General features: G+C 42.1%; 18 protein-coding genes. 2 read left to right on the plus strand and 16 right to left on the minus strand.

Features of this window, described 5'->3' with window-relative positions:
• Positions 1-20 precede the first annotated feature (20 nt).
• From ACQCT8_RS15855 to ACQCT8_RS15895, 9 genes are all read right to left on the minus strand, one after another.
• Positions 21-389, minus strand: coding sequence for a VOC family protein (locus tag ACQCT8_RS15855; protein WP_426872685.1), 369 nt, complete (start codon positions 387-389; stop codon positions 21-23).
• Between the two features lie 229 nt (positions 390-618).
• Positions 619-1,581, minus strand: a complete 963-nt coding sequence (locus tag ACQCT8_RS15860) for a TraB/GumN family protein (protein WP_426872687.1) — start codon at positions 1,579-1,581, stop codon at positions 619-621.
• Positions 1,582-1,654: 73 nt separating this feature from the next.
• A complete protein-coding gene (locus ACQCT8_RS15865; protein ID WP_426872689.1) occupies positions 1,655-2,326 on the minus strand; it encodes a hypothetical protein in 672 nt (223 codons plus the stop codon).
• A 159-nt stretch (positions 2,327-2,485) separates the two neighbouring features.
• Positions 2,486-3,085, minus strand: coding sequence for a TetR/AcrR family transcriptional regulator (locus ACQCT8_RS15870; protein ID WP_426872691.1), 600 nt, complete (start codon positions 3,083-3,085; stop codon positions 2,486-2,488).
• Between the two features lie 245 nt (positions 3,086-3,330).
• Positions 3,331-4,320, minus strand: a complete 990-nt coding sequence (locus ACQCT8_RS15875; protein ID WP_426872693.1) for an aldo/keto reductase — start codon at positions 4,318-4,320, stop codon at positions 3,331-3,333.
• Between the two features lie 146 nt (positions 4,321-4,466).
• Positions 4,467-4,946 carry a DUF2975 domain-containing protein gene (locus ACQCT8_RS15880; protein ID WP_426872695.1) on the minus strand — a complete coding sequence of 160 codons (480 nt, stop codon included), beginning with the start codon at positions 4,944-4,946 and terminating at the stop codon, positions 4,467-4,469.
• Positions 4,947-5,105: 159 nt separating this feature from the next.
• Complete coding sequence (locus tag ACQCT8_RS15885) at positions 5,106-6,074, minus strand: MBL fold metallo-hydrolase (RefSeq protein WP_426872697.1); 969 nt, start codon at positions 6,072-6,074, stop codon at positions 5,106-5,108.
• Between the two features lie 36 nt (positions 6,075-6,110).
• Complete coding sequence (locus tag ACQCT8_RS15890; protein ID WP_426872699.1) at positions 6,111-6,704, minus strand: YdeI/OmpD-associated family protein; 594 nt, start codon at positions 6,702-6,704, stop codon at positions 6,111-6,113.
• A gap of 25 nt (positions 6,705-6,729) precedes the next feature.
• A complete protein-coding gene (locus tag ACQCT8_RS15895; RefSeq protein WP_426872701.1) occupies positions 6,730-7,983 on the minus strand; it encodes a S41 family peptidase in 1,254 nt (417 codons plus the stop codon).
• A gap of 116 nt (positions 7,984-8,099) precedes the next feature.
• Between ACQCT8_RS15895 and ACQCT8_RS15900 the strand changes: the two genes are divergently transcribed.
• Positions 8,100-8,279 carry a hypothetical protein gene (locus tag ACQCT8_RS15900; RefSeq protein WP_426872745.1) on the plus strand — a complete coding sequence of 60 codons (180 nt, stop codon included), beginning with the start codon at positions 8,100-8,102 and terminating at the stop codon, positions 8,277-8,279.
• A 97-nt stretch (positions 8,280-8,376) separates the two neighbouring features.
• Here the strand turns inward: ACQCT8_RS15900 and ACQCT8_RS15905 are convergent, their stop codons facing one another.
• Positions 8,377-8,727: a DUF2200 domain-containing protein gene (locus ACQCT8_RS15905; protein WP_426872703.1), complete on the minus strand. Its 351-nt coding sequence runs from the start codon at positions 8,725-8,727 to the stop codon at positions 8,377-8,379.
• Positions 8,728-8,853: 126 nt separating this feature from the next.
• Here ACQCT8_RS15905 and ACQCT8_RS15910 point away from each other — a divergent pair, with 126 nt between their 5' ends.
• On the plus strand, positions 8,854-9,309 hold the full coding sequence (locus ACQCT8_RS15910) for an ASCH domain-containing protein (RefSeq protein WP_426872705.1): 456 nt from the start codon (positions 8,854-8,856) through the stop codon (positions 9,307-9,309).
• A gap of 274 nt (positions 9,310-9,583) precedes the next feature.
• On the opposite strand, the gene ACQCT8_RS15915 is transcribed toward ACQCT8_RS15910, so the two are convergent.
• The 6 genes from ACQCT8_RS15915 to cdaA form a co-directional block, all read right to left on the minus strand.
• Complete coding sequence (locus tag ACQCT8_RS15915) at positions 9,584-10,420, minus strand: arylamine N-acetyltransferase (protein ID WP_426872707.1); 837 nt, start codon at positions 10,418-10,420, stop codon at positions 9,584-9,586.
• Between the two features lie 289 nt (positions 10,421-10,709).
• The gene (locus tag ACQCT8_RS15920) at positions 10,710-12,956 is read right to left on the minus strand and encodes a TOTE conflict system archaeo-eukaryotic primase domain-containing protein (RefSeq protein ID WP_426872709.1); all 2,247 of its coding nucleotides are present in this window, start codon (positions 12,954-12,956) and stop codon (positions 10,710-10,712) included.
• A gap of 424 nt (positions 12,957-13,380) precedes the next feature.
• On the minus strand, positions 13,381-15,183 hold the full coding sequence (gene glmS / locus ACQCT8_RS15925; protein ID WP_426872711.1) for a glutamine--fructose-6-phosphate transaminase (isomerizing): 1,803 nt from the start codon (positions 15,181-15,183) through the stop codon (positions 13,381-13,383).
• 482 nt (positions 15,184-15,665) lie between these two features.
• On the minus strand, positions 15,666-17,015 hold the full coding sequence (gene glmM, locus ACQCT8_RS15930) for a phosphoglucosamine mutase (RefSeq protein WP_426872713.1): 1,350 nt from the start codon (positions 17,013-17,015) through the stop codon (positions 15,666-15,668).
• Positions 17,016-17,067: 52 nt separating this feature from the next.
• Complete coding sequence (locus tag ACQCT8_RS15935; protein ID WP_426872715.1) at positions 17,068-18,462, minus strand: CdaR family protein; 1,395 nt, start codon at positions 18,460-18,462, stop codon at positions 17,068-17,070.
• Positions 18,455-19,294, minus strand: coding sequence for a diadenylate cyclase CdaA (gene cdaA / locus ACQCT8_RS15940; protein ID WP_426872717.1), 840 nt, complete (start codon positions 19,292-19,294; stop codon positions 18,455-18,457). The genes ACQCT8_RS15935 and cdaA overlap by 8 nt, the downstream gene beginning before the upstream one ends.
• Positions 19,295-19,353 lie beyond the last annotated feature (59 nt).

Here is a 19,353-nt window from a genome sequence, read left to right on the forward strand (position 1 = left end):
ATTTTAGATTTTTTAACCGTTTACTTCTTCCATTCCAGCAACTCTATACGGTTTCCAAATGGATCCTCTGCATAGATTCTGTTTGCGCCTGGAAGCAGATCATCCTCCACAAAGGAAATGTCGTGCTGGGTTAAATGCTTTTTCAGTTCCTCCAACGTCTGCACCTCAAAAGCAGCATGCGCTTTTTTGGCAGGGATAAATGGCTCCTCAATCCCGATATGCAGCTGATTTTCACCCGCCATGAACCAAACACCCCCGCGAGCCCTCAATACTTCTGGCTTTTCTACTTCTGAAAAACCAAGAATCCCGTTATAAAACGCTCTTGCCATTTCCTCCGAGCCTTTTGGTGCGGCTAACTGAACATGATCAATTCGTTTAAATGAAAACAATAGAGTATGCCTCCTTTTTCCTTCTGCTTTTACTTTACAGTTTTGTATTTGATAAGTATAATCGATATTTCTTAATTTCTTCCATAAGTTTTCATTATGACCAAAGACATACAAAAAAAGCTTTGAAGACAACCGCATCAAAACGTACGCTGCCTTGAAAGCTTTTTTCAATTAAGCTGCTAACTGAGAATGCTGTATGGCAGACGGGTAGGGGAAGAAATTATTTTTATTAATAGACTCGTTCAATTTCATATCCATCCTCTTCAAGCTCACTTAGTACACTTGGTTCAATGACAACATGAGCTGAACCGATAATCACAAAGTAGGTCTGCCCATCATCCATTTGCAGGATTTCATCAAGCTTATTCGCCATATTTATATTGCGGTTATCATTCAACTCCGGTTGATACTCTTCATCAAAACTTCCAAAACCCTTTGCCAGCTGAGCAACAAGACCATCCGTATCACCATGAATCCAATCATATCCCAACTGATCCAATGAACTCCCTGTCTCTTCAAAGTCCTCTATGGTGCTTTCCAACATTTCCACTTGCGTTTCCATACTGTTGCCACTCAGAACATCATATTGCATATCAATGGTTTCTAATTCAACGATTTCTTTATTGTCCTCTAAAGACCGTTGAAGAAAATATAAATCAACGCCATACTCTGGTGCTAACTCACTTTCCTTATGACTGAATTCTCCTAATAGCATGCCTATGAACCATGGCTCAAAATCCTCATAATCTTCTATTGCCATTTCGTTTTCATCAAATAGATTGGATAGTTTCGCGTAAGACTCTTCTGATAATACGTCGTGAAGATTTGTATCGTCCTCGAATAAAGCCATCTCATTTATTTCTTCTTCATTCACTTCCGCTTCAAACATATTAATTTCCGGAAGGACCACATCTGAACTCTCATAAGCATCTTCAATTTCAGGCGCAAGAGGATAAAAGTCTTCATGACCTAAATGTATGGTTCCTTGTACAAACATAGTTGTTTGTCCATGAACCACTTTCCATAAGAGTCCTCCATCTCCTTCAAAGTCCAGACCTGTTCCATTTGTTTCCTCTTCGGTTTCTTCCACTGGCGATTCTGAACCTTGTGTTGCATCATCGTTAGTGTTTGAACAACCGGCTGCAAAGAGCATCACTGCCAAAAAATAGCTTCCTATCATTTGTTTTCTCATTTATCTTCATCCTTCCTTGTAATGAGTACGTTTTATGCTTTTAAATCATCAATTTGAGTTTATAAGCCCTGAATCAACCCTCCCCCGCATTTATATTTTCAATATCAATTAACCAATGATTCTTCATCATGAGAGCCCGTTCTGTTCCGGCTAAAGCCGCTGCTATACCGATCGCAAAATTCGTCCAAACTGACAAATCGATAGGAGAGTTGAATGTCCCTATATTTTGAGATATCCATGGAATGTCAGATAATGATTCCATTACTTGAGTTAGTCCGAGCGTCAAGGAAGTTAATAAGGTGATGATCGCAATTAATCCGATCAATCCGCTGATTTTCGGAAATTGTTTATGCAGCCACAACCGGAAACCTCTAATCGAACGTTTATCCGGAAAAACTGAAAACGCATCGTCATGATCAGTAAAATAATGAATGCCGCTGATTCCGGTTGAACTTGTCTTTACTTCTATTACACCGCGATCGGTTGGCAAAACTGCCGGAAGCTTTGAGAAGGCTACATGCCTGCCCTCCCTGTATAAATCAACTCTGGGCTCTTCTACAAAATAGCTGGACTTAATGGCATAGTTTGTTTTTTCCCCGTCTGTACCGCTTATGATTTCGATATGAAATAATGAGTGTGAAAATATATTCCATATTCGGTACTCTTTTAAACGATGCCCATCCCCCTCTTTGACTTTTTTCAATTTCCTACGACGTTTATTCTTTTGTAACGAACGAAGCATCATTCACTTTCTCCTTTCTTAATGTTGATTAATTGTTTTTTATACTGACTAATCAATCAGTTTTTTATTAAAAAATATAACAGTAAGTCTGATGACTAAACTAGTTATTCATAACGGGTGCAAAAAGGGATCGCACCCGCTATGCAAATCTTTATTACTTTGTTATTTAATCATTTTTAAAATGTTTTTCTTCACCTTTTCGCTGTAATCCTCTAATCTTGCATCGTTTTCATCTAGAGGCAGGGACATGGAAAGGGAGATGGCCCCTCTAATGATCATAGCAACCACTTTACAATCAAAGTCACTGAACTCCTTAGATTTTTGCCCTTTCCCTAATATCTCTTCCAATAATACATTTAACTCTTCTTCAGGATTCATTTCCACCCTGAAATAAGGGACATTGTTTGGGGTGCGGACATTAAAAACAATTTCTATTAATGCCGTGGTATTTTCACGCTTTGTACCCCGGTAAGCGATGCCTTCTTCTATAAATGTCATTAATTTACCAGTATACGTTTGTTCTATTTCCACTTTTTCTTTAATAAAGGCTTTTTCTTGTTCCGCCAAATAAAGCAGCGTATGATTCATCAAATCTTCCTTGCCGGAAAAGTGGTACGAAATTAAACCTGTACTTGTTTTTGCATTACTGGCTATTTTAGAAAGACTCGTGTTTATGTATCCGTAGTCTCTTAATACCTCTATAGCTGCCTTGATAATTTGTTCTTTACGTGCATCAGCTATATAATATTGTTTATTTTTCATCCTTAACCTGCTTTCGGTAATTTAATTGACTATTCTTTATTTTGACTGACTGATCAGTTTTATTGTAAGCGGATCGTTTATTGCTGTCAAGGTTATTGATAAATCTATAGTTTGTTTTACAGAGAAACCTTATGAAAGAGTTAACTCGGAATTCGCCAGATAGCTGCATAAAAAAGCCCCTGCGCTTTAATAAGGCAGGGACTGCTTTATGATTATTCAACTCTTACTTTTTAGGTATTCAACTCTTACTTTTTAGGCAGTGGAGCGTTGGCTGATATTAGTTCCTTATCTACAAGCTCCTCCCAGAAAGCAGCCGGGATGTCTGCTTTAAGTGCCTGTAAATCTTCCTTAATACGGTCCGGTCTTGTAGATCCCGTCACAACCGCTTTTACTGCAGGATGAGCTGTAGAGAACTGCAGCGCAGCATCCTTCAGTTGAACACCATGATTTTGGGCAACTTCATTAAAACGTTTCACTCGCTCCTTGATTTCAGGAGTGATTTCCTGATAATCAAAAAAGTCTCCGCCAAGCAAAGCACCGGAGTTAAATGCGCCTCCGATTACCAGACCGCCATTTTTCTCCTCAGCCAACGGCATCATTCTTTCTAATGCCCGTTCATGCTGCAAGAGCGTGTATTGCGTTGCTGATAAGCTCAAATTAGGATGAGCTTCCTCCAGCTCAAGAGCCACTTCGATTGGAACGGTGGTATTCACACCAAGACCCCAGGCTGAAATATAGCCGCCTTCTTTAAGTCTATCAAGTACTTTGAAGGCTCCTTTTCGTGCTTCATCAAACTTTGTGATCCATTCATCTCCAAGAAAATCCGGTGAAATATCGTGGACATACACGATATCCAGACGATCTGTTTTCAGTCGTTTCATACTTTCCTCGATCGATCTGAGCGTTCCTTCTTCTGTATAATCTGTTTTAATTTTATTCTTGCGTCCGTACTCAAACAGACCTTCTTTTTCTTCTTCCTCATCGAGCACAATACGGCCGACTTTCGTGCTCAGCACATACTCATCGCGATCATACGCTGATAATGCCTCTCCAAGTCTAGACTCGGCTAAACCGGCACCATAAAACGGAGCTGTGTCAAAATAGCGCACGCCTTCATCCCATGCAGATTGAATCGTTTCCATCGCTTCTTTTTCAGGAACTTCCCTGAACATATTTCCAAGCGGCGCTGTACCTAGGCCAATTTTATTTTTTATTGTAATTTCTTTCGTCATCATATACACCTCTTTTATAACGATTGACCCTATGAAATCAAGCGTATTTGCACGCTGTTTTATTCATCTCAGTCATACCGTTTTGTACCCTTTTTCGAAGCTGCATAAACTATTGGGCTGCTTTTCTCCTTGGCCGATTCGCTATTTCTTCAGACCATTAAATCATTTTCCTCTTTCAGATCGATCGCCTGCTTTAAAAGCTGTTGAAGCACCGCTGCAAATATGGCGATAATAAATGAGGCACCAACAGGCACCATTCCAATGAGAATGAGCCCAGGGGCATCGTCGAGCTGTGCGACTAGAAAAACAAATGGAAGAATTGCCGCATACACCGCACTGATGATTAAAGCACAGTACTTAATCTTTTTTAACGCTTTAACTGACAGTAAAGAGAATGCCTGATTTTTGTCGATATAGCCTAGCAGTTTAAACGCTTGGAACAGCGTTATAAAATACGGAATGACTGATAGATACAGCCCTATGACAATGGGGTATAAGATGTGGGAATAGTCCGGGTTGACTGGATTCTCTACTAACCATGGCATGCAGGCAACGCTCAAAGCAAGAACTGGAATGCCCATCAGAATAACAGCCGTTTTTAAAAAAAGCGTCGATCCCTGTTTAAACATAAAGCACCTCACTCACGTATTATTTAAAAGGATTTTAGCATTTAATATATTGTTTATCAATAAATTATTATTGATTATAGTTAATTTATGAAATTGGACAAAGAAAAAACACTTCTTAATTAAAAGAAATGTTTAAGGGGGCTGTCTGACTATACAAGCTCAATATCTCCACCATGCACTAGAAGGATAGGCGTTGGCATGAATCAGGACCGACTCCCCCATCTGAGGTGTTGAAATGGTTATGTTATGGCTGATCGCTGCTTTTGTCACCCGCTCCACGGGATCTGTCCACGAATGGAAAGCCAGCGTAAATGCCCCCCAATGAACAGGGATTAGTACTCTTCCCCTTACATCGAGATGTGCCTGCACCGTCTCTTCCGGCCGCATATGGATCGCTGACCACCGCTCGTCATATTGACCGCATTCAAGCAAAGTGAGATCAAAAGGACCGTATGCTTCTCCTATTTTTTTAAAATGAGGTCCATAGCCGCTGTCCCCACTGTAAAATATTTTTGTTTCGTTTCCGTAAATGACCCATGAACACCATAGGGTCGAATTCCGGTCAAACAACCCTCTTCCGGAAAAATGTCTCGCAGGGGTGCAGACCAGTTTAAGACCATCTATTTGCAGCTCGTCCCACCAGTCATGTTCTGTGACCTTTTCCTGGGGAATGCCCCACTTCATTAATCGCCTGCCTACACCTTGTGGAACGATAAATCGCTTCGTTTTAGTCTGTAATTGCACAATAGAATCGCGATCCAGGTGGTCATAATGGTCATGGGAAAGGATGATCGCATCCACTTCCGAAAAGTGTTCAGGTATTATTGATACCTTTCGTTCATAGCGTTTCGTTCCTGCCCAAGAAAAAGGAGAAGGACGTGAACCAAACATCGGATCAACTAAAAGTCTTTTTCCTTCTATTTCTACATAGAAAGCCGAATGACCGAACCATGTAACGCTTGAGACATCAGATGGCGGCAAAGATATATTCTGTTTAAAAGACTCTACGGCAATAACCTTTGAAGGGCGTTGATCTGCTACTCCTCTAACCGAATCCTTTACCATGCTCAACAAGGATTTATATCCCATACTCATATTTGTAGGGATTTCATTTTTGTATTTTTTCATAAATATGCTCCTAGTTATTCTTAATTACAAATCCTTTTAATCTCTTAACCCTTTGCCACCCAGTATTTTCTCCATCGCCTTTTCAATTCTGGAATCCCGGGTTTTTGCTTGTTTTGCTTCAGAGAAATAAAGAAGATATCCTCTTTGCCGTCCGGGCGTTAACGCTTCAAACGCTGTTTTTAATTCAGGAATCTCTTCGAATTTACGCTGCAGCTCTTCAGGCACGGTGTACTCAGACGTGTCTTTATACTCGATTTCCAAGCCTGATTTTTCGATTTCAATCGCGTTTTGAATATACATTTTAATCGTTTCTTCAAGAGCGGTAATTTCTTCACAATGAGAGAAGCGTATTTGGCGGGCGGCCTGGGAATTTTTCGTCTGTTGAATAAGGAGATGGTCCGGGTCCTTCATCAGAGCCCCTTTTTGAAACATAATGGCACAGTAGTCTTTAAAGCCGTGCACGATCACCACATTTTTCCCATCAAACGTGTAACAGGGATGCATCCATTTAAAATCCTCGGTTAACCCGCATTCAAGAATGATTTCCCTTAGCTTTTGAAACTCAGCCTGCCACTTTTTCTCTTTCTTTAAAAAGCCATCCACTTTGCGGCTTGCGATGCTTTTTGTCATGTTCAAGCTCCTTTCTAGTACCTATTCATCGAAATGTACCCTTTTGTATATTCTTTTCTTCTTTAATTAACTTCATTACAACTTCAAGATCTATATCCTTTTTTGCATGCTCAGGTGTCCATGGAATATACATATGTGGTGCTTCACCTTTACCGTGTGTCAAATAATCATCGTGCATTTTAGAAACGCCATACCAGAATTCAAAGTCTCCGTAGTCAATCGTTGCCACGTTAAAGTAGTCCATGATTCCCATCGTCGGGCGGCCGACTACAGTAACCTTGGGTGATTTTTTTGCATTTCTCACAAATGTATCTCCTGAACTCCCACACTGATAATCGGATAGCACATAAACATATGTTGGGGAAGGACGCCCTTTGATCGTATGACCAAGATCTTCTTTCACCTCAAGGAGCCCTTTCCCTGTATTTTCTCGAAACAACGAAATATCTTCGCGAATCATCCTTGCCGTCTCTCCATCCAGGTCCTGCTCGAGATACTCTTCCAGAGCAGCGATCCAAACTTCAGCATTCCGCTCTGTATAGTTTGTCAGCATCACTTCATTGCCTGTAAACAGCTCGGAAAAATCCAGCTCACGACCAAAGATATAATTCAGCAGTTCGAAATAAAACGAGTCATTCCCTCCTTTGTTGACACGTACATCAATAATCAAGTTCTCACTTTGCTCGATCGCTTTACTATTATCTTCAATCACTGTCAGGATCGGCTCTTCTTGTAAAAAATCGGTAATCTTTATATAACAAGTCTGTGAGTTGATCTGCTGAAATGAATATTCTGGCTCATAGGTAAACTCGTGCTCAGCCAGCTGCAGCTCAAATTGTTCACCATCCCGCTCAATCTGTACACACTTTACTCGCGGCATAACCACATTCCAGAACTGACGCTCATGCTCATCATTCTCTAATGGCTTTTGATAAATAACTGCAGCTTCATCAATTGATTTGCCATCAATTCTCGTGATTTTATCCCCAACGGACAGCCTGTTTTCCTGATTTGCTTCTGTCACAAACAGTGCATCTTCATATCGCCTTACTAAAAATCCACGATGAGGAAGCGTTGTGTCTTTTGCACTGAAGCCAAGATGTCCATCTTTGAAATCATATAAATAACTCTTCATTATTTCTTCAAATTGATCGTCACTCATCTCGTCTGTAACTTGATATTGTTCCGGATGATTCAAATCTTGTTTATTTAAATAGCCGGCATAGTCGTTTTCTAAAATGCTTTGTATATCTTTAAATATGTCTATTTTTGATCTCACTTGAAGTCCCCCCATAATCATATACTTTGATTAAATTACTCTACCATTTTATGTTAACATTAAAATGATTGAATTATATAAACATTAAATATGCTAATCAAGGAGGTGTAAGGTTTTTGAATGATATGGCTTTTGCATGGTTTCCACTTCTAATCTTTATTTTATATATTGCAGCATTTGTTTTTGTCATATGGTTTATGGTCACATTGATTAAGCTGCAGAAGGAAAAGAATGAACATTTAGCTAAAATCTCAAACGGAATTCATTTAGTAAGCAGTAAAATGGATGACCGTTAAATGCATAGGGGGATCTCTTCCCCATGGCATGGCTATGGTTCAGAAGAGGCACCCCTATGTAGATTTGTATTATGCGAAACACCTGCTATGTTCCTGCTTACTTTCGCAAGATCTTTTCCATGGCTTTTCCTTTTGCCAGTTCATCCACCAGCTTGTCCAGGTATCGGATTTCCTGCATGATCGGTTCTTCAATATCTTCGACTCTTATCCCGCAAATGACTCCTTTAATAAGTGTTCGTGATGCGTTCATCTCTGGCGCTTCCACAAAGAAGGTTTCAAAATCGGTTTTCTTTTCCAGTTGCTCTTCTACTTCTTCCTGACTGTACCCTGTCAGCCAGCGGATAATTTCATCCACTTCTGCCTTTGTCCGTCCCTTTTTCTCCGCCTTTGCTACATAATGCGGGTAAACACTGGCAAAGCTCATGGTGTAAATTTTATGCTTAGGCATCATGAATCTCCTTTCCAATTATGCTTATATTGTTATTATACCTATCGCACGCACAAAACAAGTCCTGCTTTTCTAATTCTGCAAATGATATACTATATTTAAATGATAGTTTAGGGGGGATCCGATATGAATCAAGCCTCACAGCTCTACTGGGATGAATTCTGGCGTTCACAAAACAAAGAAAAACCGAAGAAAGTGACGGCGTGGCAGTTTGGCGCTAAACCGGACTATCTGGCTCAATTAGTCATAGATGGTGTGAAATCAGCAACTTGTTCAGGGCTGATTTTTTATGAACTTGAAAATGAACCGCTCCCTGCCGTTGAGGATTACAGTGTAGTTTTAAATAGCAAAGACGAACCTGCAGCGATCATCAGAACGGCAGACGTTCAAGTAATGCCGATGAATGAGGTCCCGGAGGAGTTTGCGATTGCTGAGGGCGAAGGAGATCGAACCTATCGTCACTGGAAAGAGGTTCATACCGCTTTTTTCACTAAGGAACTGCGTGAAGCAGGACTAGAGTTTACAGAGGATATGATGCTGGTTTGTGAGCGTTTTGAATTAGTGGATGTTAAAGATAAATAAAAAACGCTTGGAAATCTTTTTTCCAGGCGTTTGTCTTTTTCTAAAGATTGTATTTATGATACAAATCGGCAAACTGGTAAAACAGCCCGTTTATAAAGGTAGCAGCCGCAAAAACAAAACCAGCTGCTGCCCCGGCAATAGCAGCATCACGATGAGTGGGGATCCAAACCATCTAGTTGGACTGGATTTGCATATAAGAAACGCTGACCATTAAGAACAATTATAAAAATGAGCATGATCCAAAGAGACATGATAAACACTCCTTACACATGAATTAATCTTGAAAAATGTCTATCTTATATCTTCTTAAAACGCCAATCGCTTCTTCTACTGGTAATTTCGTCAGTTGAAATTCATCTGAAAGAACACCGCAGATTTCCTCTGCTGTTGATAAGATCCGAACCACTGTTTCTCCGTTTGAATACCGGATGCCAAACTTATTATTCACTAACGACACACTTCGTTTTTTATCCGTTTGATAGAGCTGGCATCTTAAAATGGTCATGAAAGGAGCAGCTGGTTCATTCGATTTTTGTATAACTTCATCAAAGTCCTCAACCTTCGCTTCTTTTCGGGAATTAAAATGCCACGTTTTCCCGCTTTGACTGCCATTCGTATAACGAACATACTTATATCGATTCTGTTGTGGTTCTTCGGGCAATAAATATACTTCATCTTTGCCGAAGGAAGAGATAGTCGTAAAATTCCTTTCAAAGCTGACAGGTTTAAAGAAGGGTGCCGCAGCCCCGCAATCCACATAAAATCGCTCATGATTCATCACCACAATAATTCCCATATGCTCTTCTCCAAGCATAATGTGATAACACTCAAATCCGATCTCTCGTAACAGCCTCATGAGATTTGAATTCAATGTGTAGCATGTTCCCCCAAACTGGTATTGTTCATGGTGATCAACAAAATGACTAAATGAGGGTACTTTAAAACTATTATTTCCATGCTCTTTGAACAAGATTAATTTACTTATATTTTCAAATGGAAATGTATTTAATTGAGCATGACAGATCCTTTCCAGGTAAGGCAAAGACGGTTCCTCTAATGGTACATTTAAATCGTGCAAGTACTTTTTTGCATGCTCCGACATTTGCTGCATAGACCATTCAACTCCTAACACCTAGTTATTTTCCCTGCTGCAGCTCATTAAACTCTCGTAGATTTCTTACACTTCTCCCATATATTTCTTTTTTAGCAGATGCTATGGATAGCTAGCTAAAGCCTCTGTCCGGAAAAAATACCTATTTAATTTTTCCCTTAGGATTGAACTTGTACAATTGCACAATCATACTGATTAATTATTTTTGGTCGTACTTTTTAATACTTTTTTCAACTCAGTTAGCTTTATTGGCATGTTAGGAGCTCCTCTTATTTTAATAGCCTTTTCATCAAAACAACTTCATCTGCTTTTTCTCCTTCTTCGCTTCCTCCGCTGTAGAGTAACCAAGTGATTTATATCCCTTTAACCGCTTCTCATACTTTTCCATTAACGCTGCTTCATGCTGGTCAACATAATCATATACCTCCACAGATTCCTTCCCTTCATATGCTCTGTGAAGACGTCCGACATACTGTGCAAGTGTACCTTTCCAGGAGACAGGCATCGTGAGGAAAATCGTATCAAGTCTCGGATTGTCAAAGCCTTCTCCTGCATATTTACCTGTGGCAAGAATAATTCTCTCTTCATGATCAGGAACAGATGCGAGCTTCTGGAATTGAGCCTGCAGTTCCTTCTTGCTCAATGCGCCTGTCAAGATAATCATATTTTTTGTAAAATGTTTTAGCTTTTCAACGAGTAAATGAAGGTGCTCTACGCGTTCCGTTAATACAAGCGGATTTCTCTTATGATCAAGCGCATTCAAAATGTCATTAAAAATCATTTCATTTCGCTTTTCATCATGAATCAGCTGGTTGTACACATCCTGCCTGTCTTTCGTGACTGCCTTACTTTTAAAATTTGTGATTCTTGGATGAATTAGATGATGGAACTGTCTAATTTCCGCCTGATTTTTTGCATCTGCTTTGTAAACAATGGGTCCGCATTGCATAAACATCAGCGGATGGAGTCCATCCTTTCTGACAGGTGTAGCTGTCAGCCCGTGTACATAAGCACTTCTGAGCTTCTTAAGGATTTCTTCAAAAGAATAGGCGGAGATATGGTGGCACTCATCCACAATCACCTGGCCATACTGATACGGTATCTCTTTGTTCCTGATACTCTGTATAGTAGCAATATCTATTTGACCTGTGGGCCTATTCTTTCCACCGCCTATTTGGCCAATTTGATCAGGCTCTATTGAAAGAAAAGAAGAAATGGCTGCTTTCCACTGTTGAATCAATTGATTTCTATGTACCAGAATTAATGTATTTACTTTCCGTTCTGCAATCAGAGCTGAAGCAACAACCGTTTTACCAAAGCCTGTCGTGGCAGAGAGTACACCGCAGTTCTTCGCTTTTAACCGATCCAAAGCTTCCTGTTGCTGCGGAAATAGACTGGCCAGGAAATCCACCTCTAACTTTTTACCATCATGCCGTAAATCCTTCAATTCAATTCCTTCACCCAGTTCCGCAAGCACTTCTTCCACTCTCCCTCTTGGAAATACAAACGCATTTGTACTTTCTGAGTAAGCTTTGATTTGTGAAGGAATCCTGTCTGTTGAAAGCCGCTGCGCTTTCGCCTTAAAGTATTCCGGATTATTAACTGTACACATCTTAGTCAGCTTCTCAGCAGTTGCTGCGTTAAGCATGCTTTTAGGAACGAGGATGCCTTCTCTTAGAACAGCTTGATTTTTTTCGAGCACTTCAGTTTTCGCTTTACCTTCCACCGCTTTATCAACGAACTTTTGAATCTCATCGCATGAATAGCGTTGCACCCTTTTGAGATGTTCCCACTGATCCTTTATGATCTGAAATTCCTGATCAACAAAAACGGTACGTCCCAATTTTCGTTTTTCTCCCTGCAGAGGCAGTGCAATCAAATTCCCAAGACCGTTTTCCGTTAAATAATCCTGCACCGGAAACATACGATCAAAAGACTTCAGTTTTTTCGTTCCTCTGATAAAAGCAGCCTCCGTTAACAGGAGATTTCCTAACTGGCGGGAAAGTGACGCCTGAACCTTCTCAGAGAAAAACAGCCATACATGACAGCCTTCACCAGATTGCGAAATCTCAAAAGAGCACTGAATATGTAAACGAGCGCACGCCTGTCCAAACGCAGAAACATCGTCCTTCCAGTTCTTTTTGTCAAAATCAAAGGCCAGAAAAAAACAGCTGTGATCTTTGCGCAATGGATACAGTCCTACCGTCTGTTCTCCTGACAAATGCCGATAAAGAACCTCTTCAGTTAAATGTGCAAATGAACCATTCTGGTCCTTTACCGGTGAATAGCCAGCTTGCTCTCCAGAAGTCCATCTCTGAGCGAAAACGTCTTCTCTGCCTCTGAAAAGGGATTTGTAAATTTGAAGTCTACTGCGGATTACTTCATTTTTGTTTATTTCATTTGACGGCGGAGGGGTTTCGTTATTTTCTCTTGGAAGAAGATTATGTTTTTCTAGAATGAGGCGGTATTGATCTACTTGTTTCTTTAAACGTTCATTCTCAGACGCCATTTCTTTAAGATTTCTTTCTATAGACATGGTGTCACCTCCTGGGTTGAACAGGGTTCTGATACTTAGAGTAGTTTGATTAATATTAAGTTAAGTATAACGAAAAGTGTTTTGCTGAACTATACAAAGGAGGTTTTTTTAGGTTAGTTTAATTTATATTTTTGCTAAAATAGAGAATATTATAGACAAAAGCACGAGGGTAGGAGGTGATAATGACGACCTCTGAGGTACTACTTATAGCTTTGATTGACAACTATTCAATCATTGGATACTGCCATTCTAATCTGGAAGTTTAAAAAGCGGATTTCTATCAAAAAAAACGAGGAAAATCGGATGATGATTCCGATTTTCGCTCGTGTTAGGGAACGTTTTATTTGACCAAGAATACAGTTTATTTTGCTAAGGAAGAACTCTATTTTGCAGGTACATAAAGATAGAAAGAGGGTCTAATTTATTACTCCACAGTCACACTCTTCGCCAGGTTTCTCGGCTTATCTACATCACAGTCTCTGTGCAGTGCTGCGTAGTATGCAATCAGCTGAGTAGGAACGACGGAAACAAGCGGGCTTAGCAGTTCGTGAACGTGAGGGATCACGTAGCTGTCGCCTTCTTCTTCCATGCCTTTCATGGAGATGGTGCATGTGTGTGCGCCGCGTGCTGCTACTTCTTTTACGTTTCCGCGGATGCTTAGGTTTACATTTTCTTGTGTTGTAACCGCGAAGACCGGCGTACCGTCTTCAATCAGTGCGATCGTACCGTGCTTCAATTCTCCTCCAGCAAAACCTTCTGCTTGGATGTAAGAGATTTCTTTCAGCTTAAGAGCTGCTTCCTGTACTACATGGTAGTCCATTGAGCGTCCGATAAAGAAAGCATTGCGTGTCACGCTAAGGAAGTCGCGTGCGATCTGTTCAAATGATTCTTTGTCGTCCGTCAGTGCTTCCATTGCGGTTGCCACGATTCCGAGCTCCTGAACCAGATCAAAGCTCATGTTAAAGCCTTTTGCTTTCCCTGCTACCTCTGCAAGGATGGAAAGCACGGCAATCTGAGCTGTGTAGGCCTTTGTGGACGCTACAGCGATTTCTGGTCCTGCATGCAATAGCAGTGTATGGCTTGCTTCACGGGAAAGCGTAGAGCCTGCCACGTTTGTTAACGTTAGTGTCGGGTGTCCAAGCTCCTTCACGCGTACAAGTACGGCGCGGCTGTCAGCTGTTTCACCACTTTGAGAGATAAAGATAAATAACGGTTTGTCAGACAGAAGCGGTGTGTTGTAGACAAATTCGCTGGCTACATGCACTTCTGTTGGAATTTTTGCTGTTTTTTCAAGGAACTCTTTTCCTACAAGTCCAGCGTGGTAGCTTGTTCCGCAGGCTACGATGTAGATGCGGTCTGCAGCGTTCACAGCATTTAGGACGCCTTCGTCAATGGTAAGCTCTCCGGCATCGTTTTGATACGCCTGGATGATTTTACGCATGACCAGCGGCTGCTCATCAATTTCTTTGAGCATGTAGTGAGGATACGTTCCTTTTTCGATGTCACTTGCATCAAGCTCAGCTTTGTATGGAGAACGTGTCATCGTTTCGCCATCAAGGTTTTTGATAATTACCTCGTCCTGTTTAACAATAACCATTTCTTTGTCCATCAGCTCTACGTACTGATCGGTTACTTGAAGCATTGCCATCGCATCAGATGCAACGACGTTAAAGTCTTCTCCAAGTCCGACGAGCAGCGGGCTTTTGTTTTTTGCAACAAAGATCGTGTCTTCCTGCTGATTATCTAAAAGAGCAATGGCGTAAGAACCTTTCAGTTCCTTCAATGCTTTTTGGAAGGCTTCTTCTGTTGAAAGGCCTTGATTAACAAAGCTTTCAATCAACTGAACAATGACCTCTGTGTCGGTTTCGCTGACAAGTTCAACAGATGCAAGATGTTCACGCTTAAGCTGAGAGTAGTTTTCGATTACTCCGTTATGCACAAGGGTGAAGCGCGCTGTTGTACTTTGATGCGGGTGAGCATTCACATGGCTTGGTGCGCCGTGTGTAGCCCAGCGTGTGTGACCAATTCCGACTGATCCTTCCACACTGCTGTCGACAACTGAACGAAGATCTGCAATCCGGCCTTTTTCTTTAAATACCGCAACACCATTTTCATTTTTCACAGCAATTCCAGCTGAATCGTATCCACGGTATTCTAATTTTTCAAGACCTTTTAACAAAATTTCCTTCGAGTCATTTAATCCAATATACCCTACAATTCCACACATAATTCTTTTCCTCCTGTTGGATAAAGGAGGTCCAGAGGTCGTCAGGGGACGACTTGGCCCCCTTTATCTCTCAATTAGTTATTTTTATGGGCTGCATTCCCGCTCTTTTGTCCACGAAGTCACCTTCATGATTTCAAGTGCGGGTATACGACTGTGCAGTATTCAGCCGGGAGGCATCCGCCGAAAACTCGATGCTCCTCCTCCTCGTCAACTGCCGAACGTAATCCGGGCAGTCCTGGCGCTTTTTATTGCGTGGTTCTCCTGCGATCCACCTTTCTATTATTGGCTCAACCAACCTGTGTATACCCTCTTTTGGAAAGTTAACACATACTACATCATACTCGATGATAAGGAAATTCGTCAACAGAATTTGTAAAATGAGCACAAGGTTTAGTTTAACAGTTTTCACTATTTCATGGGTTACGGCAGGTTAACAATTTAAACACAAAAAACTGCCGGGTTTGATGCCCGGCAGTTTGTGATCACGCTTTAATTCCCATTTCATCTTCTACGACTTCCGCAATACGGTTCACATATGCTTCGCAAAGTTCCGCGGTTTGCGCTTCCGCCATGACGCGTACAAGCGGCTCAGTGCCGGAAGGGCGGACTAAAATACGGCCGTTTCCATTCATCTCAGCTTCCACTTCCTGAATAACAGCTTTCACACGATCGTTATCCGTTACACCATGCTTATCACTTACTCGGATGTTCACAAGCTTCTGAGGGAAAATTTCCATTTCACCTGCAAGCTCAGAAAGCTTTTTGCCTGTCACCTTCATAATGTTAACGAGATGAAGCCCAGTCAGCAGACCGTCTCCTGTGGTGTTGTAATCAAGGAAAATAATATGTCCGGACTGTTCGCCGCCAAGTGTATAGTTATGCTTTTTCATTTCTTCTACTACATACCGGTCGCCAACAGCTGTCTGGATGCTCGTGATTCCTTCTGCTTCGAGCCCCTTATAAAAGCCGAGGTTGCTCATAACAGTAGAAACAAGCGTATTATGTTTCAGACGCGCTTCTGATTTCAGATGCTTCGCGCAGATAAACATAATCTGGTCGCCGTCTACAATCTTTCCGTTTTCATCAACTGCAATAATCCGGTCGCCGTCGCCATCAAACGCAAGTCCTACGTCCGCATTTTTCTCTTTTACAAAGGCAGCAAGAGCTTCAGGGTGAGTCGAGCCAACCCCTTCGTTAATGTTTAAGCCGTTTGGAGATGCCCCCATTGTAGAAAGGTCAGCATCAAGATCAGCAAACAAGTGCGTTGCATGAGCTGAAGTCGCTCCGTGTGCACAATCAAGTGCCACGTGAATGCCTGAAAAGTCTTCATCTGCTGTTTGTTTCAGATACTGAAGGTATTTTTGTCCGCCTTCAAAATAATCGGTAACGATACCAAGGTCTCCTCCGACAGGACGCGGCGTTTCATCTTGTTCTGCATCGATTAATGCTTCAATTTCATTTTCCTGCTCGTCTGTAAGCTTAAAGCCGTCAGGGCCAAAAAATTTAATGCCGTTATCCGGTACCGGGTTATGCGAAGCAGAAATCATGACGCCCGCTTGAGCACCCATTGCTTTTGTCAGGAATGCAACTCCAGGTGTTGAAATCACACCAAGGCGCATCACTTCTGCACCTATTGAAAGAAGGCCTGCTACCAGTGCGCCTTCGAGCATATGTCCTGAAATTCGTGTATCACGGCCGATTAGTACTTTCGGTCTCGTGGTTTCTTTTGTCAGCACGTAGCCCCCAAAGCGTCCCAGCTTGAAAGCCAGTTCAGGCGTCAGTTCCGCATTTGCTACGCCGCGAACACCGTCTGTTCCAAAATATTTACCCATTGCATTCATCGCTCCTTCTTATCTTTGCCTAATCCAATAGTCTTTTGTTTTTTTATGCTTGTGAAAGCTGAATGGTGACGTTTGATTGAGACAGCACGTACACCATTTCAGGCGGACCTTCGACTTGCACTTCTACTTCATGCTCGCCTTCTTCAAGTTCCGCTGCATCTACGTAAAGCGTTACATCTTCTTCTGTTAAGGCTTCCACCTCGTCTGACTCGCCTGTCACACGCAGATTAAGCTCCCCGCTCGGCGGATTTTGAAACGCCGCCTGCAGATCATCGCCGGAACCTCTTACTTCGACAGGAAGAGCCGACAGAGTCAGCTCTTCTTCCTTTTCTGTATCTGATTCTGTACTTGCATTTTCATCGCTCTCATTATTTTCATCTGCTGGATCATCAGGGGCTTCTTCAGGTGCATCCTCGGGTGTTTCCTCCGGCTCATCTGAAGGCTGAACAGGTTCTTCAGACACTGGCTCATTGTTTTCGTCTGCTTCTTCCGGATCCGTCGTAAACGTGACGATTGCAGCGGCTGATGGATCCGACAGCTCGCCTACTCCATCCGGAATCGGGATCGGCACTTCAATCCGCGAACCGCTTTCTTCAATACCGGTTAAATCGAATGGCACTTCTATTTCCTCAATCGCATCAATAACATCCGTCGGGCCAAAAATGGTGACGGTGTCATTTGAAAGCGTCAGCTCGTCCACTTCAAGCCCGTCTGAAAGTGTACCCGTTTGAACCGGGACAATACTGACTTCCCTGCTTGGCTGATTTACGCTGATATCCACATCTACTGTAGCCGGCTCGATGGAAACCGGCAATTTATCAAGGTCTGCATTCAGCACCTGCACGGTCGATTGAACCGTTTCTTCCCCGTCTACTTCCCCATCCACATTAATGGTCGCCCTAACATACCTGATCGCGTCAATAATGTTTTTCGCACCGGTTACGACAACCGTCTCAGGGCTTACCGTTACTTCTTCAAGCTCGTAGCCATCCGGAATAATAGTATCACTAAATTCTGTGTCCACGGTGAATTCTTCCGTCACCCGCTCATCGATCGTAACCTCTGCATAAGGCTCGGAAAGAGTAACATCAAGCTGCTGGGAAAATCCCTCATACTGAATTTGTACTTCGTGCGTACCGATTTCCTCTTCACTCAAGTTTACAAAAACTCTGTAATTTCTAAGTCCTCTTGTTGCCGCAACAATTTGTGCAGGACCGGAAATGGAAACATTAACAGAACTCGGCACGCCTGTCACGACTAATGAATCCTGATTATAAATCGTATCAACCGGTACATTTTCGATTACTTCTGTTGTACTTTGCGGGTTTGGATTTTCATTTTGCTGATCATCAGGACTGTTGACGGTCGCAAACATAATTGCAGCCATTAATAACGCAAAACCTCTTAGAAACCATCGGCTCTCCAGAAATTTATCCATTATTCTTTTTACCCCTCCAATTCCAACGCGTCGAGGCAGCGGCGGTTTCACTTTCTCCAAACCACTCACGGCGAAGCAGGGAGCTGAACTCATCAAGCTCCAAATTCCGCTGCAGCTCTCCGTTGGCTGTAAATGAGATCGCCCCTGTTTCTTCAGAAACGACCACTGTGATGCTGTCGGTTACCTCACTTACGCCAAGTGCTGCGCGGTGCCTTGTACCAAGCTCCTTTGATATAAAGGGGCTTTCTGAAAGAGGAAGGTAACAGGCAGCTGCTGCAATCCGGCTCTTTTGGATAATGACAGCACCATCATGTAGAGGCGTGTTCGGAATAAATAAATTAATTAAGAGCTCGGATGTCAAATGCGAATCCATTTGAATTCCCGTTTCAATATAGTCACCCATGCCGGTTTCTCTTTCAAATGTAATGAGCGCTCCAATCCGCCGTTTAGCCATGTAGCTGACGGATTTGGTCACCGCCTCTACAAGACGGTCCCGCTCTTCATCTTCCTGGAGATTGCCTCTGGCGAAAATCTTGCCGCGCCCAAGTTGTTCAAGGGCTCTTCGCAATTCCGGCTGAAAGATGATAATGACGCCAAGAACCCCCCAGAGCATTACCTGAGACATCATCCATGCTAACGTATTAAAACCAAGGAGTTCACTGAGCCCCCGGACGATGACAATAACAAAAATCCCTTTTAAGAGCTGCACAGCCTTCGTCCCGCGGATCACAGTGATTAATTTATAAACCACAAACCAGACGAGTAAAATATCGACTGCGTTGATCACAAGATCCAATACCGCTAAATCTGTGAATTGATCGGCAAACGGCATATGACTTCCTCCACTAATGTATTTGAAACATTCCCACTATAGGAAATTAACGTTGATTT

Source organism: Jeotgalibacillus proteolyticus, assembly GCF_050107735.1.
GTDB lineage: Bacteria > Bacillota > Bacilli > Bacillales > Jeotgalibacillaceae > Jeotgalibacillus > Jeotgalibacillus proteolyticus_A.

Bases quoted from the DNA above. Each gene is read 5' to 3' on its own strand.
- ACQCT8_RS15860 (WP_426872687.1), bottom strand. From the start codon at position 1,581: ATGAGAAAACAAATGATAGGAAGCTATTTTTTGGCAGTGATGCTCTTT.
- ACQCT8_RS15865 (WP_426872689.1), bottom strand. From the start codon at position 2,326: ATGATGCTTCGTTCGTTACAAAAGAATAAACGTCGTAGGAAATTGAAA.
- ACQCT8_RS15870 (WP_426872691.1), bottom strand. From the start codon at position 3,085: ATGAAAAATAAACAATATTATATAGCTGATGCACGTAAAGAACAAATT.
- ACQCT8_RS15875 (WP_426872693.1), bottom strand. From the start codon at position 4,320: ATGATGACGAAAGAAATTACAATAAAAAATAAAATTGGCCTAGGTACA.
- ACQCT8_RS15880 (WP_426872695.1), bottom strand. From the start codon at position 4,946: ATGTTTAAACAGGGATCGACGCTTTTTTTAAAAACGGCTGTTATTCTG.
- ACQCT8_RS15885 (WP_426872697.1), bottom strand. From the start codon at position 6,074: ATGAAAAAATACAAAAATGAAATCCCTACAAATATGAGTATGGGATAT.
- ACQCT8_RS15890 (WP_426872699.1), bottom strand. From the start codon at position 6,704: ATGACAAAAAGCATCGCAAGCCGCAAAGTGGATGGCTTTTTAAAGAAA.
- ACQCT8_RS15905 (WP_426872703.1), bottom strand. From the start codon at position 8,727: ATGCCTAAGCATAAAATTTACACCATGAGCTTTGCCAGTGTTTACCCG.
- ACQCT8_RS15910 (WP_426872705.1), top strand. From the start codon at position 8,854: ATGAATCAAGCCTCACAGCTCTACTGGGATGAATTCTGGCGTTCACAA.
- ACQCT8_RS15915 (WP_426872707.1), bottom strand. From the start codon at position 10,420: ATGCAGCAAATGTCGGAGCATGCAAAAAAGTACTTGCACGATTTAAAT.
- ACQCT8_RS15920 (WP_426872709.1), bottom strand. From the start codon at position 12,956: ATGTCTATAGAAAGAAATCTTAAAGAAATGGCGTCTGAGAATGAACGT.
- glmS (WP_426872711.1), bottom strand. From the start codon at position 15,183: ATGTGTGGAATTGTAGGGTATATTGGATTAAATGACTCGAAGGAAATT.
- glmM (WP_426872713.1), bottom strand. From the start codon at position 17,015: ATGGGTAAATATTTTGGAACAGACGGTGTTCGCGGCGTAGCAAATGCG.
- ACQCT8_RS15935 (WP_426872715.1), bottom strand. From the start codon at position 18,462: ATGGATAAATTTCTGGAGAGCCGATGGTTTCTAAGAGGTTTTGCGTTA.
- cdaA (WP_426872717.1), bottom strand. From the start codon at position 19,294: ATGCCGTTTGCCGATCAATTCACAGATTTAGCGGTATTGGATCTTGTG.